The sequence below is a fragment of the Streptomyces sp. NPDC048275 genome (assembly GCF_040652275.1).
Classification (GTDB): Bacteria; Actinomycetota; Actinomycetes; order Streptomycetales; family Streptomycetaceae; genus Streptomyces.
The window spans coordinates 1-16,910 of the sequence record NZ_JBEZLR010000048.1; the positions used below are offsets into that span (position 1 = coordinate 1).

Genomic DNA, 16,910 nt, shown 5'->3' on the forward strand with positions numbered 1-16,910 from the left:
TCCGAGACCAGCCGGCCCGCGATCACCACCGTGCGGGTCTGCAGGGTCGACCTGGGCCGAAGCAACGTCCGGCTCGCTCACCCGTGCCAGGACCGCCACAGCGCCGCATAGGCACCGTCCGCGGCGACCAGCTGATCGTGGCTGCCCAGTTCGCTGATCCTGCCGTTCTCCACGACGGCGATGACATCCGCGTCGTGGGCGGTGTGCAGTCGGTGCGCGATGGCGACGACGGTGCGGCCGTCGAGAACGCGGGCCAGCGAGCGTTCCAGGTGACGGGCCGCGCGGGGGTCCAGGAGCGAGGTCGCCTCGTCCAGGACCAGCGTGTGCGGATCGGCCAGCACCAGCCGGGCCAGCGCGATCTGCTGGGCCTGGGCCGGGGTGAGCGCGAGCCCGCCCGAGCCGACCTCGGTGTCCAGGCCGCCGTCGAGGGCCTGGGCCCAGCCGTCGGCGTCGACCGCGCCGAGCGCCGCCCACAGCTCGGCGTCGACCGCTCCGGTCCGGGCCAGCAGCAGGTTGTCGCGCAGGGAGCCCACGAAGACGTGGTGCTCCTGGTTGACCAGGGCCACGTGGGAGCGGACCTCTTCGGCGGGCATCCGGGACAGTTCGGCGCCGCCGAGCGTGATGCGGCCGTCGCGGGGCGCGTAGATCCCGGCGAGCAGCCTGCCCAGCGTGGACTTGCCCGCTCCGGACGGGCCGACCAGGGCGAGCCGGGTGCCGGGTGCGACCTCCAGGGAGACCTCGCGCAGCACGTCCACGCCCGCGCGGTAGCCGAAGTGCACCTGGTCCGCGAGCACGTCACGTCCGTCCGGGGCCACCGACGGGTCGCCCGCGGCCGGCTCGATGTCCCGGACACCGACCAGCCGGGCCAGCGAGACCTGGGCCACCTGCAGCTCGTCGTACCAGCGCAGAATCAAGCCGACCGGGTCGACGAGCATCTGCGCGATGAGTGCACCCGTGGTCAGCTGACCCACACTGATCCAGCCCTGCAGGACGAAGACGCCGCCGACCACGAGGACCGAGCAGAGGACGGTCACGTGCGTGACGTTGACGACCGGAAAGAGCACCGAGCGCAACCAGAGGGTGTAGCGCTCCCAGGCCGTCCATTCCTTGATCCGGCGCTCAGACAGGTCGATGCGGCGCGCGTCCAGGCGATGGGCCTCGACGGTGCGTCCGGCGTCCACGGTCTCGGCGAGCGCGGCGGCGACGGCGGCGTAGCCGGCGGCCTCCGACCGATAGGCGGACGGCGCCCGCTTGAAGTACCAGCGGCAGCCGACCACCAGGATCGGTACGGCGATCAGCACCGCGGGGGCGAGGGGCGGCGCGGTCACGGCGAGTCCGCCGAGCAGCAGTGCCGCCCACACCACGCCGATGGCGAGCTGCGGCACGGCTTCGCGCATCGCGTTGGCGAGCCGGTCGATGTCCGTGGTGATGCGGGACAGCAGGTCGCCCGTCCCGGCCCGCTCCAGGACGCCGGGCGGCAGCCCCACCGACCGTACGAGGAAGTCCTCGCGCAGATCGGCCAGCATCCGCTCGCCGAGCACGGCGCCGCGCAGTTGCACCTCTCGTACGAACACGGCCTGGACGACGAGCGCGACGACGAACAGGGCGACGGTGCGCTCCAGATGGAGCTCCCGAGCATGGTCGGAGACCCGCTCGACGACGGAGCCGAGCAGATAGGGGCCGACCATCGAGGCCACCACGGCCACCGTGTTGACGGTGATGAGCAGCACGAAGGCCCGGCGGTGCCGTTGGAACAGTTCGGCCACGTAGGCGCGTACGGTCGCGGGGGCACCGACGGGCAGGGTGTTCGCCGTCGTCGGGGCCGCCGGGTCGTACGTCGGTGGCGCCACGCCGATCATGCGGTCTCCTCGATTTCTTCCAGTTTTTCCAGTTTCTTCAGGTCATCCAGGCTTTCCAGCTTCTCCAGCGCGCCGCGCGGAGCGGGCTCGTCCTCGGTCTCCCGGGTGACCACGGCCCGGTACCGGGGCTCGCTGTGCACCAGCTCGCGATGTACTCCGACCGCCGCGACCTCGCCCTCGTGCACCAGTACGACCCGGTCCGCGTGGTCCAGGAGCAGGGGCGAGGAGGTGAAGACGACCGTCGTACGTCCGGCGCGCAGGGAACGGACGCCGTCGGCGATACGTGCCTCGGTGTGCGAGTCGACGGCGGACGTCGGCTCGTCCAGGACGAGCACCCCGGGATCCGTGATCAACGAACGGGCCAGCGCCAACCGCTGGCGCTGGCCACCTGACAGGGACCGTCCGCGTTCCGTGATGCCGGCGTCCATCGGGTCCGCGGCATCCAGCGCCCCCTGGGCGAGTGCGTCCAGGACGTCGCCGCACTGGGCGGCGGCCAGTGCCTCGGCGGCGCTCACCGCACCAGAGGAGGGCACGTCGAGCAGCTCGCGCAGCGAGCCGGACAGCAGCACCGGATCCTTGTCCTGGACGAGGACGGCCGTGCGCGCGGAACCGAGCGGCAACTCGTCGAGCGGTACGCCCCCGAGGAGCACCGAGGTGCCCTCTTCGGCGGGGTGGCCGCCCAGCCGTTCGGCGAGCAGACCCGCCGCGTCCGGATCGCCGCACACCACGGCGGTGAGCCGTCCGGCGGGTGCGAGCAGTCCGGTCGCCGGGTCGTACAGATCGCCCTGCGGCACCTCGGCCGAGCGAGATCCGCCGCTGTCCATGGCCCGTTCGAGGGACAGCACCCGGGCGGCCCGCTTGGCGGACGGGCGCGAGAAGGAATACGCCATGGCGATCTCGGTGAAGTGCCGTAGCGGGTAGGTGAGCAGCATGACCGCGCTGTACACGGTGACCAGTTCGCCGACCGTGATCCGGCCGTCGCGGGCCAGGTGCACGCCTTGCCAGATGACAGCGATCAGCAGCAGTCCGGGCAACAGCACCTGAATGGCCGAGATCAGCGACCACATCCGGGCACTGCGCACGGCGGCCCGGCGGACCTCCTGGGAGGCGCGGCGGTAGCGGTCGAGGAACAGTTCCTCGCCGCCGATGCCGCGCAGTACCCGCAGGCCCGCGACGGTGTCCGAGGCCAGCTCCGTGGCGCGTCCGGCCTTCTCGCGCTGGAAGTCGGCACGCCGGGTGGCGCGGGGCAGCAGCGGAAGTACGGCGAGGGCCAGGGCCGGCACGCCCACGGCGACGATCACGCCGAGCGCCGGCTGGTAGACGACCAGGCCGACACAGACCAGCACGACGGTCAGTGCGGCCGCCGCGAACCGCGACAGGGCCTCCACGAACCAGCCGATCTTCTCGACGTCGCCGGTGGACACGGCGACGACCTCACCCGCCGCGACACGCCGGGTCAGCGCGGCGCCCAGCTGAGCGGTCTTGCGGGCGAGCAACTGCTGGACGCGCGCGGCGGCGGTGATCCAGTTGGTGACCGCGGCACGGTGCAGCATGGTTTCGCCCAGTGCGACGCCGACGCCACACAGCACCATCAGCCCGCCGGTCAGAGCGAGTCGCGCGCCGGAGCGGTCGACGACGGACTGGACGCCGAGACCGACGCAGAACGGCAGCGCGGAGACGGCCACGAAGTGCAGCAGCCCCCAGGCGAGGGACTTGAACTGTCCGCCGAGCTGATTCCGGCCGAGCCACCACAGGAATCGGGGACCCGAGCGGGCGTCAGGCACACCCGGGTCGGGATACGGAAGGTCTTGAATCTGCATGACGTCCCAGTGGCTCGTGTCAGGGGGTGAGGGCGGCTGTGGAATTCCGGCGACCGGCCGCCCGCGGAGGTCGCCAACAAACCGTGAAAGGGTCGCGTCACGACGTAGCCGAAAGCAAACGGTTTTTCTCCTCAGGGCAAGGATTCGGCCCCGGCGTGGGTACGTCCCCGGGCGCAGCCACGGCCCTGGCTGCGGCTACGCCCGTGACCGGGTCCGTAACCGGGTCCGTTTCCCGGCACTCCGTCAGATGCTCAGGCACGCACCGCATACCCGGTCACGCGCCCATGCCCGATTACCCGCCACGTGCCCGGAGCGGGCACAGGCCCAAGCGGCGTAAGGAAAAGTGTGTTTATCCGATATGTGGTGAAACGATGGGCCGCATGCGAAAAGACGGTGCGATGCGTAGGGGGCTTGTCACGGCAGCGTGCGCTGTCCTTGCTGTGCTCCTGTCGGCTTGCGGTGGTCCGGAAGGACGGAATGAGGTCGTGAAGGGGCGCGGCGGGGCCGGCAGTAAGGCCGCGATCACTCCGGCGCCCGCGGTCGAGCGCCCACGGATCCCGGGCATCGGGGATCGGATGCAGGCGCGAATCCCGTCCCGTTCCCGCCAAGTTCTGGCGGTGTACGGAGACGGCAAGGACTCCGCCGACTCCATGGCCGTCCTGTATGTGAAGTCTGGCTCCACCTGGGTCGAGCGGGCCAAATGGCCGGCGCACAACGGGAAGAGGGGTTGGACCACAGACCATCAAGAGGACGACTTGCGCAGTCCCGTAGGGGTGTTCACGCTCAGCGACTCCGGCGGTTTGCTCGACGACCCGGGCACCCGGTTCCCGTACGACCAGTCGGAGTCCTATCAATCCCCTTATTACTGGGACGAGTCGCACTGGCACGACTTCGACTACGTCATCGCCATCAACTACAACCGCCGCGAAGGTACCCCGCCGGACGACCCGATCCGCCCCCTCGGTCAGTCGAAGGGCGGCGGTATCTGGCTGCACGTGGACCACGGGAGCGGGACGTTGGCGTGTGTGAGCGTGTCCAGGGAGGCCATGGAGTATCTGCTGCAGACGCTTGACCCGGATCAGCACCCGGTGATGGTGATGGGGGACAGGGAGAATCTGAAGGCGTAGTCGTCGTGGCCGACCGGCGTGCACCGCGATGCGGGGTCCCCGAGTGCCCATTGCGGCGCGGGTCGACTCCCCCGTAGAACACCGCACATGAGAAGACGGATCATCATGTCCATGCTCGCCGGAGCGACCCTCGTGGCGAGCACCTTCCTCGGCGCGGGCCCGGTCCGGGCCTCGGCGGCACAGCTACCGGTCGCGGCGGTGACCGCGGACGGGCCCGCCGAGTTCGGCACCGACTGGCACGACCCCCTGATCGCCGCCCCGCCCATCGAGAAACCCGCCACCAAGTCCTGCGAAGTGACGCTCGCCGAGGCGCAGTTCCGTGACTTCACACCGTACCGGGGCACATACACGCCGCCCAGCGGCTGCGGCGACCGCTGGAGCAAGGTCATCCTGCGGCTCGACGGCAAGGTCAAGGGACGGCAGTTCGACCGACTCGGCTATGTGCACGTCGGCGGCGTGGAGATCTTCCGCACGTCCACCCCGCAGCCCTCGCCCGACGGCATCGAGTGGTCCGTGGAGAAGGACGTGACGCGTTACAGCGACACGTTCCGCGGCGGCCGCGACGTCGAGATGCTCATCGGGAACGTCGTCGACGACACGTACACCGGAGTCCTCGACGTGAAGGTCACGCTCACTTTCTACTCCACCGAGAAGACCGCCAAGCCTGCCGCCGCGACGACCCCGGACCGCGTCCTCACCCTCCAGAACGGCACCCTCACCACCCCGCGCAACAGCGAGCGCATCGTCGCCGAGGTGTACGCGACCGGGTCCGGCGGCGGCTGTGAGGAGTACTGGTATCTGACGGTGCCGGACTCCGCCCCGTACTCCTGCAAGGCCGAGGGCGGCCCCTACCGCGAAGTGCAGATCAAGGTCGACGGTCAACTCGCGGGCATCGCCGAGCCGTTTCCGACCGTGTGGACCGGAGGCTGGTCCAACCCCTTCCTCTGGTACGTGATTCCGGGCCCGCGCGCCTTCGACATCAAGCCGATCGAGTACGACCTGACACCTTTCGCCGGGCTCCTCAACGACGGTCGCCCGCACCGGGTCGACGTATCCGTCGTGGGCGTCCCCGAGGGGCAGACGGGCTGGAGCACGCCGGTCAACGTCCTCGTCTGGCAGGACGCGCGGCGCGCTCACGTCACGGGCGAGCTCGCCCGGGTCGAGACGGGCGACCTCGCCAACTCGTCGACGTACACACCCGGTTCGGAACACCGCCTCGACACCGAGGGCGGTCACCGACTGACGGTCGCCGGATACGTCGACACCTCGCACGGACGAGTGACGACCACCGTCAGGCGAACGCTCACCAACGCCTCCGTGCACCGCTGGAGCGACGGCGAGAACACGGACGGGCTCAAGGCCACCTGGACCGACGACGAGACGGTCACCGTCGACGGGCGTGGACCGGCCAGGGTGACGCGTACTCATCACATGTACACGATGGACGGCACGACGACGCTCGGCGCGGGGGACCGGCTGCGGACCGTGCTGACGCTCGGCGACCTGGCGGCGGTCGACGAGACGCACGGCGGGCGGCGCACCGCGTGGTCACGGCTCGACGACACCTACGTCGGCGACGCGACGTATACGGCGAACGTGCCGCGCGATCAGCGGCACGCCGTCGGCACGACCAGCGAGCGCTACCGCCTGTACGGCTCGGACGGCTGCTACGACCGGGAGTTGGTCACTGCGCAGGGTGTGCTGACGCGGGACCGTGGCGGCTGCTGAGAACGCCGAGTCCATCGATGAGGAACGGTACGGCAGTTCCATGATTTACATGGACGTGACACGAAAGTATCCGGCGGCATAAGGAACTCCTCAATAGTGATCGGCGCGGAAGTGCTTTTCCGCATACCAGAAGTCCCCTCTGGAATCCGCTCTGGAAGCCCCCCACGGAGGAGTGCCCCGTGCCGCCGTCTGTACCGTCCCCGCGACGCGTCGCACGCATACTGCGTACCTCACTGTTCGTGCAGGTCCTCTGCGCGCTCATGCTCGGAATCGTCGTCGGAAGGTTGTGGCCGGACACGGCCACGACCTTCCAGCCGCTCGGCGACGGCTTCGTGCGTCTCATCAAGGCGGTGATCTCACCGCTCGTGTTCTGCGTGGTCGTCGTCGGCATCACCAAGGCCGGTGACCTGAAAGCCTTCGGCCGGATCGGGCTCAAGGCCCTGATCTGGTTCGAGGTCGCGACCACGGCCGCGCTGCTGCTCGGCCTGATCGCCGCCAACGTTGTCAGTCCGGGCTCCGGCATGAACGTCGACCCGTCGACGCTGGACGCCTCGGCGGTCGACGGCAAGACCGGGGGCGGCTCGTTGCCCTCGACCAGTGAGTTCATCCTGGAGGCGCTGCCACAGAGCGCGGTCGGTGCCTTCGCCGAGAACTCACTGCTCCAAGTCCTCGTCCTCGCCTGCCTGGTCGGCGCGGCGCTACTGCACCTCGGCACCACCAAGGTGCCGAAGATCCTGCCGGCCATCGAGCAGGTCCAGGATGTGGTCTTCGCGATCGTCGGCTTCATCATGAAGCTCGCCCCGCTCGCGGTGTTCGGCGCGATGGTGCACCTGGTGGGGGAGTACGGGCTGGGCGTCATCAAGACGTACGGCAAGCTGATCATCCTGTGCTACGCGGTCGCGCTGCTGTTCCTCGCCCTGCTCGCCATCGCCCTCAAGGCGGTCACCGGGCTCAGCCTCTGGAAGTTCGTCCGGTACACCCGCGAGGAGATGCTGCTCGCGCTCGGCACCGCCTCAAGCGAGACCGTGATGCCCCGCATGATGCAGAAACTGCGCCAGGCGGGCTGCCGCGACGACGCGGTGGGTCTGGTGCTGCCGACGGGGTACTCCTTCAACCTCGACGGCGCCTCGATCTACCTCTCCATCGGCACGCTCTTCATCGCCCAGGCCGTGGGCGTGGACCTCAGCCTGAGCCAGCAGATCACCGTGATCCTGGTGCTCATGCTGACCAGCAAGGGCATGGCCGGCGTGCCCGGTTCGGCCTTCCTCGCCCTGTCGGCGACGGCCTCCTCTCTCGGTGTCATCCCCGCCGGCGCCGTCGCCCTCCTCCTCGGCGTGGACCGCATCATGGACTCGATGCGCGTCGCGACGAACCTCCTCGGGAACTGCGTCGCGGTCTTCGCGGTGTCCCGCTGGGAGGGCGCGCTCGACATGGAGCGGGCGAAGAAGGTGCTGGACGGGGAGATCGCGTTCGTGGAGGAGGACGACGAGCCGCAGGGCGCAGGGCCCGCGCGGCCTGAGCCGGCCAAGGCCGAACTGCCATCCCGGTCCGAGGTGGAGGCGGAGGCGGCCAAGGCCGACGTACCCGCACAGTCCGTGCCGACCGAGGCCGATGGACCCGCGCGGTTGGCCAAGGAGCCTGCCCCCGAGGTGAGTTGACCGACGTATCCGGCACGGGGCGCGGGCTTCAACTCCGAGAGTGCGGAGTTGAAGCCCGCGCCCCGTCGTGCTGTCCACAAGGCGGCCTGAACTGCTTGCAAGGCCACCCCGGCGCCGCAGGCGGTCTCAGCAGCGGGGCTTCAGCCTGGGCATGCCGTCCACCAGTGTGTCCAGCAGTCCGCCGAGCACCTCGCGCTGCTCATCCGTCAACGGGGCCAGGATCTCCTCCGCCGCGGACCGGCGCGCACCGCGCAGCTCACCCAGCGCCGTGCGCCCCTCGTCAGTGACCTCGATCCGGATCACCCGCCGGTTGGTCGGATCGGGGACCCGTCGCACCTTGCCGCTCGCCTCCAGGCCGTCGACCAGGGTGGTCACGGCCCGGGGGACCACTTCCAGGCGCTCGGCGAGATCGGCCATGCGCGGCGGCGAGCTGTAGTGCGCAAGTGTGCGCAGCAGCCGGGACTGGGCCGGGGTGATACCCAGACCGCGCCGCTCCAGATGGCGCTTCTGGATGCGGTGCACGCGGCGGGTCAGCCGCAGCAGTTGCTCGGCGAGCAGGCCGTCGGCATCGGGGGTGGTCATGAGGGAACAATATCAGGATGCCGTTCATTGTGAGTATAGGTAACAATGAGCTAAGCTCCGCTGCAGTAACCGTCGCCTCACCTCCCGTAGGAGCCCATGCGTCCCGACCAACCCACCTGGACCCCGTCGCCTGCCGAAAGTGAACAACCACGGCAGGTGCGCCGCATCCTGAAGCTTTTTCGGCCCTACCGCGGCCGTCTCGCGATCGTCGGCCTGCTGGTCGGCGCCTCGTCCCTCGTCACCGTCGCCACGCCCTTCCTGCTGAAGGAGACCCTGGATGTCGCGATCCCTCAGGGCCGCACCGGCCTTCTGAGCCTGCTTGCGCTGGGCATGATCGTCAGCGCGGTCGTCACCAGTATCTTCGGCGTCCTGCAGACCCTGATCTCCACGACGGTCGGCCAGCGCGTCATGCACGATCTGCGCACCGCCGTCTACGGCCGGTTGCAGCGCATGTCGCTCGCCTTCTTCACCCGGACCCGCACAGGAGAGGTCCAGTCCCGCATCGCCAACGACATCGGTGGCATGGAGGCGACCGTGACCTCCACCGCCACCTCGCTGGTCTCGAACCTCACCAGCGTCATCGCCACGATCATCGCGATGATCGCCCTTGACTGGCGGCTCACCGTCGTCTCGCTGCTCCTGCTGCCGGTCTTCGTGTGGATCAGCCGACGCGTGGGCAATGAGCGAAAGAAGATCGCCACCCAGCGCCAGAAGCAGATGGCCGCGATGGCCGCCACCGTCACCGAGTCGCTCTCCGTCAGCGGCATCGTGCTCGGCCGCACGATGGGCCGCGGCGATTCGCTCACCAAGGCCTTCGCGGCCGAGTCCGACAGCCTGGTCGGCCTCGAGGTGAAGTCGAGCATGGCGGGGCGCTGGCGCATGGCCGTCATCGGCATCGTCATGGCCGCCATGCCCGCCGTCATCTACTGGACCGCGGGCATGGCCCTCCAGTTCGGCGGCCCGTCCATCTCGCTCGGCACGCTCGTCGCCTTCGTCTCGCTCCAGCAGGGGCTGTTCCGCCCTGCCGTCAGCCTGCTGTCCACCGGTGTCCAGATCCAGACCTCGCTCGCGCTCTTCCAGCGCATCTTCGAGTACCTCGACCTGCCCATCGACATCACTGAGCCGACGGACCCCGTCCATCTCGACCAGGTCAAGGGTGAGATCCGTTTCGAAGATGTCGAGTTCCACTACGACGACAAGAGCGGCCCGATTCTCGACGGCATCGACATCACCGTCCCCGCCGGAGGCAGCCTCGCGGTCGTCGGCCCGACCGGCTCGGGCAAGTCCACGCTCAGCTATCTGGTGCCACGGCTGTACGACGTCACGGGCGGGCGGGTCACGCTGGACGGAGTCGACGTACGCGACCTGGACTTCGACACGCTCGCGCGCGCAATCGGTGTCGTCTCCCAGGAGACCTACCTCTTTCATGCCTCGGTCGCGGACAACCTGCGCTTCGCCAGGCCCGACGCCACCGAGGAGGAGTTGCGGGCTGCGGCCAGGGCGGCCCAGATCCACGACCACATCGCGTCGCTGCCCGACGGATACGACACGGTCGTGGGTGAGCGCGGCCACCGTTTCTCCGGCGGCGAGAAGCAGCGCCTGGCCATCGCCCGGACCATCCTGCGCGATCCGCCGGTCCTCATCCTCGACGAGGCGACCAGCGCCCTGGACACCCGCACGGAGCACGCTGTTCAGGAGGCCATCGACGCGCTGTCGGCCAACCGGACGACGCTGACGATCGCGCACCGGCTCTCCACCATTCGGGACGCCGACCAGATCGTGGTCCTGGACTCCGGCCGCGCGATCGAACGCGGCACGCACGAGGAACTCTTGGAGCGGGAAGGGCGCTATGCGGCCCTCGTCCGCCGAGACGCCCAGGTGGAGCCGAAGGGACTTCAGCTGGATCCGACAAGATGACGATATGCCGGGTTTGTGGTCATTGGCGGGTTACCGTGCCCGCATGCAGATGAACACTCCGCCACGGAGCACGATTCGACTGACGCGCCGGGGCCGGGTCGCCCTCATCGCGACCGGAGCCGTCGTGGCGGCCGCCGCCGTGGCGGTGCCGCTGCTGCTGACCATGGGTACCGAGAAGACGCGACCCACGTCACTCGTGATTCCGGAGGGCTGGCGCGCCGGCCAGATCTACGAGGCCGTCGACAAGGCCCTTGCCCTACCCCCGGGTGCCACCAAGAAGTCGCTGGCCAAGGCCAAGCTCAAGCTGCCCAACGACGCCGAGGGCAACCCCGAGGGCTACCTCTTCCCGGCTACGTACCCGCTCGAGAAGAAGGCGACCCCGGAGTCCCTGCTGACGTTCATGGTCGACACCGCGAACAAGAAGTTCAGCGGCAGCCCGATCACCGCGGGCGCCCAGCGCAACGCGATGAACGTCTATCAGGTGGTCACCATCGCGAGCATCGTGCAGGCCGAGGCCGCCACCAAGGCCGACATGGGCAAGGTGGCCCGGGTCGTCTTCAACCGCCTGCAGCGAGGCATGCCACTGCAGATGGACTCCACCCTCAACTACGCGCTGAACCGCTCCACGCTGACCACGACCATGGACGACACGAAGCTCGAGAACCCCTACAACTCCTACCAGCGCATGGGGCTGCCGCCCACGCCGATCGCCAACCCCGGCGAGGAAGCGCTGCACGCCGCGATCAGTCCGACCCCGGGTGACTGGCTGTACTTCGTCACGGTCAAGCCGGGCGACACTCGCTTCACGGCGAGCTATGAGGAGCAGCAGCAGAACGTCGCGGAGTTCAACAGATATCGCAAGAGCGCGTCGGCCTCGCCCACGGCGTCGTCCACGGTCTCGTCCACGGTGTCGTCCACGGCCTCGCGCTGAGCCCCGTCGACCGGCGCGGCCCGTGGTCAGGTGCCGACCGGCACGCCCGCCAGCAGCCGTCTGATGTCCCGTACCGCCGCGCGCCCGGCCCGGTTGGCGCCGATCGTGCTGGCCGAAGGCCCGTAGCCGACCAGATGGATACGCGGATCGGCGACCGCGCGGGTCCCCTCGACGCGGATGCCGCCGCCCGCCTCACGCAGCCGCAGCGGTGCCAGATGGTCGATGGCAGCGCGAAAGCCGGTCGCCCACAGGATGACGTCGGCGTCCAGGCGCCGCCCGTCGGCCCACTCCACACCGTCGGGGGTGATCCGGTCGAACATCGGCTGGCGGTCCAGCACGCCGTCGTCCAGCGCCTGCCGGATCGCGTCGTTCAAGGGCAGCCCGGTCACCGAGACGACGCTCTTGGGTGGCAGTCCCTGGCGGACGCGTTCCTCGACGAGTGCGACGGCCGCCCGGCCGATGTCCTCGCTGAAGGGCCCCTCGCGGAAGACGGGCGGCCGCCGCGTCACCCAGGTCGTCTCGGCCGCGTACGGGGCGATCTCCATCAGATGCTGAGTCCCGGATGCACCCCCGCCCACGACGACCACCCGCTGCCCGGTGAACTCCTCGGGCCCGGGGTACTGCGCTGTGTGCAACTGCCGCCCCCGGAAGGTCTCCTGGCCCGGATAACGCGGCCAGAACGGCCGGTCCCAGGTGCCCGTGGCGTTGATCAGCGCCCGCGCCGACCAGGTACCGTCGGAGCTCTCGACAAGCAGTCGCCCGTCGGATCCTTCCCGCACGGCCTTCACCTCGACCGGCCGCCGCACCCGCAGATCGAAGGTCTGTTCGTAGGTGTCGAAGTACTCCGCGATGACGTCGGAGGACGGACGGGCGGGGTCCGCGTCCGTCAGTTCCATGCCGGGCAGTGAGTGCATTCCGTGCACCTTGCCGTACGTCAGTGACGGCCAGCGGAACTGCCAGGCACCGCCCGGCCGTGGCGCGTGATCCAGCACCACGAAGTCCCGCTCCGGCTCGAAACCGGTGCGCCGCAGGTGATAGGCGCTGGACAGTCCTGCCTGCCCAGCGCCTATGACCACGACATCTACTTCGCGCGCCCGCGCCTCGGTGTTGTTCACGCTTCTACTAACTCGGCCGAGGGCGGAGATCTTCCCGCCCTTCGGCGTCCACCGGCGACCCATCACCGACCGGAGGTGTCGGCGGCGCCCCTCGGGCAAAACGACACCGCGACAACGGGTGGGGCCCACTCGGGTGTGGAGCCTGCGGTGCGGGTGAGAATGGGATCCATGTCCGATGCCTTCACCACCCGACTCCTGACGCTCTCCACCGGTTCGGTCGAGACCGTGGTTGACCTCACCCACGAATGCGGGGCCTTCTTGAGAGAGGTGGCCGCCGGCCGCGACGGCCTCCTGAACGTCTTCGTGCCCCACGCCACCGCCGGAATCGCGATCATCGAGACCGGCGCCGGAAGCGACGACGACCTCCTCGCCGCTCTGCACTCCCTGCTTCCCGCGGACGACCGCTGGCAGCACCGCCACGGCAGCCCCGGCCACGGCCGTGACCATGTACTCCCCGCCTTCGTCCCACCCCACGCGACGCTGCCGGTGCTGGGCGGGAGGCTGGAACTGGGGACGTGGCAGTCGGTATGCCTGGTGGACACGAACATTGCTAAAGACAACCGTCAGGTTCGTCTGAGCTTCCTCGGCTGACCAAGATCACTCGCGGGGGCCGTGCCGCCAATTCTCCGTACCATGCGTGCGCGAACGGAGAGAAACATGCGCGGTACGGACCCAAGTGTGATCGAACGTCCCTATGACGGATGCGGCAAATGTCTGCTCGGAGTGCGGCGGCTGTCGCGCGTGAAGCTGGCAACGTCGTCCCCCGAGCGCCAGCGGGAGAACGTGCTCACTGCCGCCGCCTCCGTCGGCGCGCACATCATCGGCTGGGCGGATGACTGGGAGGTCTCGGGCGCCACCGACCCCATGACCCGCCCGAAGCTCGGCCCTTGGCTTCGCGACGAGAGGGGACCTTACGACGGCTTGGTCGCGGCTGTGGTGGACCGGCTCGGTCGCAACGTCGTCGATTGCCTGAACACCGGATACAAGATGCGGGATGAGGAGAAGATGCTCGTCACGTACGGGCACGATGGCGCCTGGGATCTTGACGATCCCGCCGACGAGAATCGTTTCACCATGGAGGCCTGGGGCGCACAGATGGAACTCCGCGCGATCCAGCGCAGGAACCGCGACGCGACGATCAAGACCCGTGCTGCCGGCCGCCCCAAGGGCAAGCCGTCCTACGGCTTCCAGTATGTGCGGAAGGTGATGGGAGGCAAGATCGATCATGTCGAACTGCACCCGCACGCCTCCGAAGTGATATGCGAGGTCGCCCGTCGCATCCTGGCCGATCCCGACAACGTCACCACCAGTAGTGAGGCTGCACGCCTCAACCGTGCCGGAGAGCTGTCGCCTGCAGATCACCTGGCCGTGATGTACGGCAAGTCGGCCGGGGGACGCCCATGGTCTCCGCAGAGCCTGAGGAACATCCTCCTGTCGGAGGCCACCCTCGGCTACCTGATGCACCGGAACAGGCCGGTGCTTGGAAGGGACGGCAACCCCGTAAGGCTCTGCGAAGGACTGTGGGACCGGGCGACGCATGAGGCGTTGAAGAAGGCCGTACTCGATCGGAAGGTTCCTTGGACACGCCACTCGAACCGTGAGTACCTTCTGACGTACGTCGCCCTGTGCGGACAGTGCCACACGCGCTTGTACACCCAGACGTCGAAGGACGCTCCTCCGCGCTATACATGTACAGCCCGGAACAAGGGCTGGCGGCATGCTCAGCCTCGATCCACCGCGCGATAGTCGGTCTGCGGGCGACGAAATGAAAAGAGGTGCCCGCTGGCCTGGGATGATGGGAGTTCCTACGCCCTCATCAGTCCCACGAAGCAAGGCACCTCGTAAGTGAAAGTCTCCCACAGCCCGGCGACGCTGTTCGCCGCGTTCGACGACCCGGACCTGATCGCGCATGCCGGGCTGATCCCGACGATCCGGCTGGCCGAGCGGTGTGGTCTGCCCCGGTTGGTGGCCGAGAAGGTGAAGCTCACCGGCGCGAGGAACGGTGCCGGTACGGCAGCCGACGCAAAGGCCCTGTCGATCGTGGGCGGCATGATCGCCGGGGCGGACAGCATCGACGATCTGGACGTTCTTCGGCACGGTGGACTGTCCCGCCTGTTCGGCGGGGTGCGCGCCCCGTCCACGCTGGGGTCGTTCCTGCGTGCCTTCACCTGGGGCCACGTACGCCAACTGGAGTCCGCGATGCGGGCGTTCACCTGCAATCTCGCGGCACACACCGGCCTGGTCCCCAAACGGGACGAGGTGGTGTTCGTCGACATCGACTCAAAAGTCAAGCAGGTCTACGGGCCGGCCAAGCAGGGCGCCTCGTTCGGCTACACCAAGGAGCGCGGCCTGCACTTCCAGTGCGTCACCGTCAAGACCGCAACCTGTGCTCCGGTCATCGTCGCCACCCGGCTGCGCAAGGGCTCGGCAGGCTCCGGCAAGGGGGCGGCGAGTCTGCTGCGCGAGGCCCTCGCCACGGTCCGGGCGATGGGCATCACCGCGAAGATCATCGTGCGTGCGGACTCGGCGTACTTCTCCCACAAGGTGGTGGACGTGTGCTGGAAGGCGGGCGCGCACTTCTCGCTGGCCGTAGCGGTGAAGAAGACGATCCGCGAGGCGATCGCGGGCATGGACGAGTCCGCCTGGACACCGATCAAGTACACCAGTGCGGTGTGGGACGCCGCCGAGGAACGCTGGATCTCCGACGCCGAGATCGCCGAAGTCCCGTTCACCGCGTTCACCAGCAAGAAGAAGGTATTCCACACCACCGCCCGGCTGATCGTGCGCCGCGTGAAACGGCTGAACCCGAAGAGCGTGCCCGAGGGGCAGGCCGAGCTGTTCGGCGTCTGGCGCCACCACGTCATCTTCACCGACAGCCCCTTCGTCCTGGCCCAGGCCGAACCCATGCACCGCGAACACGCCGTCGTGGAACAGGTCTTCGCCGACCTGGAAGACTCCGCGCTCGCCCACCTGCCGTCGGGGAAGTTCACCGCGAACGCCGCATGGCTCACTCTCGCAGCCACCGCCTACAACCTCACCCGGGCCGCAGGTCACCTCGCCTCTACCTTCCATGCCAAAGCGCGGACCGGCACCATCCGCCGCCACCTCATCCACGTTCCGGCCCGGATCGCCACCAGGGCGCGGACGATCACCCTGCACCTCCCTCAACGCTGGCGCTGGGAAGCGGACTTCACCGATCTGTGGACCGCCACCGGCCAGCACCTGCGGACCTGACCCAGCTGTCCGACGCCCGCCCGCGACCAGGAGGAACCTTCGGAGAACCCGCCACCGGGACGGCCACCCGGCAAAACGTGCTGCCCAAACCCGGAATCAACACCACAACCCCACCCGAAATCGAAGATCAGAATTCACGCGGTGGATCGAGGCTCAGGAGCTCGCCGCCGAGGTCGCCGGCGAACGCGTCGACGCCCCAGTCGCCCGGGTTCGCGGCAATCATCCGTACGCCAGGTGTGGTCGACCCGGCCAGCTCGGTGATCATCTTCTCGAAGTCGTCCCTGGCGCCGCCGAGCCCCCCGCTGCGGACGATGTGGACCGCGAAGCTGATGGGAGGCACCCCGGCCCCGACCGCGTGTGGTTCCCGCACTGTTCCCCGCTGATTGGCCTGCCCCACCCTCGAGGCTCTTTGTTAATTCTCGTGACGCAGGGTCAGTGCGACCGTAACCCCGGCCGCTTGATGGATCAAGCCCAGTGTGATGAAGACAGCTCCTGGATCAGGCTCTCGGCTCGGCATCTCATTCCGATGGTGTTTCGGCAGCCTGCTGGATCGGCCACCGGATGGGGCGCGAAGGTGCTGCCGGTTCGCGGGCCCAACGCGGGCTGCGCTCAAGAAGCAGGAGGCCTCGGCCAAGCGCCCAGCCGAGGCCGCGGTGTCCCAGCGGATGCTGTAAACGGTGGCCGCTACCACCGGAGTCTCCCTGGACGGAACGACGTCCGCGGTGCAGGCGAAGGCCGAGGAGTGGATCACGCCCAAGCCCCAGCACGATGCCGTTTCCGCAGCGTTGACAACCGCGATCTCGCCCGAACTACGCGGCCTTGGGACACTCCGCACGCGCTCCTGGCGCGGATTCATGGACTACGCCGTACTGGAGCGACAGAGCGGTCGGTGCGGCATTTTTTCCCTGGACACCGCCGACTTTGCCAAATTTTGATCTT

14 protein-coding genes are annotated in these 16,910 nt (G+C 68.7%); 9 read left to right on the plus strand and 5 right to left on the minus strand.

Features of this window, described 5'->3' with window-relative positions; all coding sequences use genetic code 11:
• Positions 1-77: 77 nt before the first annotated feature.
• Both AB0D57_RS26050 and AB0D57_RS26055 read right to left on the minus strand, forming a co-directional pair.
• A complete protein-coding gene (locus AB0D57_RS26050; RefSeq protein ID WP_362077595.1) occupies positions 78-1,859 on the minus strand; it encodes an ABC transporter ATP-binding protein in 1,782 nt (593 codons plus the stop codon).
• Complete coding sequence (locus AB0D57_RS26055; protein WP_362077598.1) at positions 1,856-3,679, minus strand: ABC transporter ATP-binding protein; 1,824 nt, start codon at positions 3,677-3,679, stop codon at positions 1,856-1,858. The genes AB0D57_RS26050 and AB0D57_RS26055 overlap by 4 nt, the downstream gene beginning before the upstream one ends.
• A gap of 398 nt (positions 3,680-4,077) precedes the next feature.
• Between AB0D57_RS26055 and AB0D57_RS26060 the strand changes: the two genes are divergently transcribed.
• From AB0D57_RS26060 to AB0D57_RS26070, 3 genes are all read left to right on the plus strand, one after another.
• Positions 4,078-4,806, plus strand: coding sequence for a L,D-transpeptidase family protein (locus AB0D57_RS26060; protein ID WP_362077733.1), 729 nt, complete (start codon positions 4,078-4,080; stop codon positions 4,804-4,806).
• An 87-nt stretch (positions 4,807-4,893) separates the two neighbouring features.
• The gene (locus AB0D57_RS26065) at positions 4,894-6,534 is read left to right on the plus strand and encodes a peptide-N4-asparagine amidase (protein ID WP_362077601.1); all 1,641 of its coding nucleotides are present in this window, start codon (positions 4,894-4,896) and stop codon (positions 6,532-6,534) included.
• A 179-nt stretch (positions 6,535-6,713) separates the two neighbouring features.
• Positions 6,714-8,192 (plus strand): cation:dicarboxylase symporter family transporter, encoded by a 1,479-nt coding sequence (locus AB0D57_RS26070; protein ID WP_362077604.1) that lies wholly within the window; start codon positions 6,714-6,716, stop codon positions 8,190-8,192.
• A 126-nt stretch (positions 8,193-8,318) separates the two neighbouring features.
• Here AB0D57_RS26070 and AB0D57_RS26075 read toward each other — a convergent pair whose 3' ends face one another.
• Positions 8,319-8,774, minus strand: a complete 456-nt coding sequence (locus tag AB0D57_RS26075; RefSeq protein ID WP_362077607.1) for a MarR family transcriptional regulator — start codon at positions 8,772-8,774, stop codon at positions 8,319-8,321.
• Between the two features lie 96 nt (positions 8,775-8,870).
• Between AB0D57_RS26075 and AB0D57_RS26080 the strand changes: the two genes are divergently transcribed.
• Positions 8,871-10,691 carry an ABC transporter ATP-binding protein gene (locus AB0D57_RS26080; RefSeq protein WP_362077610.1) on the plus strand — a complete coding sequence of 607 codons (1,821 nt, stop codon included), beginning with the start codon at positions 8,871-8,873 and terminating at the stop codon, positions 10,689-10,691.
• A 43-nt stretch (positions 10,692-10,734) separates the two neighbouring features.
• The gene (gene mltG / locus AB0D57_RS26085; RefSeq protein ID WP_362077613.1) at positions 10,735-11,622 is read left to right on the plus strand and encodes an endolytic transglycosylase MltG; all 888 of its coding nucleotides are present in this window, start codon (positions 10,735-10,737) and stop codon (positions 11,620-11,622) included.
• Between the two features lie 26 nt (positions 11,623-11,648).
• On the opposite strand, the gene AB0D57_RS26090 is transcribed toward mltG, so the two are convergent.
• A complete protein-coding gene (locus AB0D57_RS26090; RefSeq protein WP_362077616.1) occupies positions 11,649-12,737 on the minus strand; it encodes an NAD(P)-binding domain-containing protein in 1,089 nt (362 codons plus the stop codon).
• A 168-nt stretch (positions 12,738-12,905) separates the two neighbouring features.
• Between AB0D57_RS26090 and AB0D57_RS26095 the strand changes: the two genes are divergently transcribed.
• The 3 genes from AB0D57_RS26095 (at position 12,906) to AB0D57_RS26105 (ending at position 15,971) form a co-directional block, all read left to right on the plus strand.
• Positions 12,906-13,328: a YjbQ family protein gene (locus tag AB0D57_RS26095; protein ID WP_362077619.1), complete on the plus strand. Its 423-nt coding sequence runs from the start codon at positions 12,906-12,908 to the stop codon at positions 13,326-13,328.
• A gap of 21 nt (positions 13,329-13,349) precedes the next feature.
• Positions 13,350-14,483 carry a recombinase family protein gene (locus AB0D57_RS26100; protein WP_362077622.1) on the plus strand — a complete coding sequence of 378 codons (1,134 nt, stop codon included), beginning with the start codon at positions 13,350-13,352 and terminating at the stop codon, positions 14,481-14,483.
• Between the two features lie 99 nt (positions 14,484-14,582).
• A complete protein-coding gene (locus AB0D57_RS26105) occupies positions 14,583-15,971 on the plus strand; it encodes an IS1380 family transposase (protein WP_362077625.1) in 1,389 nt (462 codons plus the stop codon).
• A gap of 127 nt (positions 15,972-16,098) precedes the next feature.
• On the opposite strand, the gene AB0D57_RS26110 is transcribed toward AB0D57_RS26105, so the two are convergent.
• The gene (locus AB0D57_RS26110; protein WP_362077628.1) at positions 16,099-16,311 is read right to left on the minus strand and encodes a hypothetical protein; all 213 of its coding nucleotides are present in this window, start codon (positions 16,309-16,311) and stop codon (positions 16,099-16,101) included.
• Between the two features lie 337 nt (positions 16,312-16,648).
• Between AB0D57_RS26110 and AB0D57_RS26115 the strand changes: the two genes are divergently transcribed.
• The gene (locus AB0D57_RS26115) at positions 16,649-16,906 is read left to right on the plus strand and encodes a hypothetical protein (protein ID WP_362077631.1); all 258 of its coding nucleotides are present in this window, start codon (positions 16,649-16,651) and stop codon (positions 16,904-16,906) included.
• Positions 16,907-16,910: the final 4 nt, after the last annotated feature.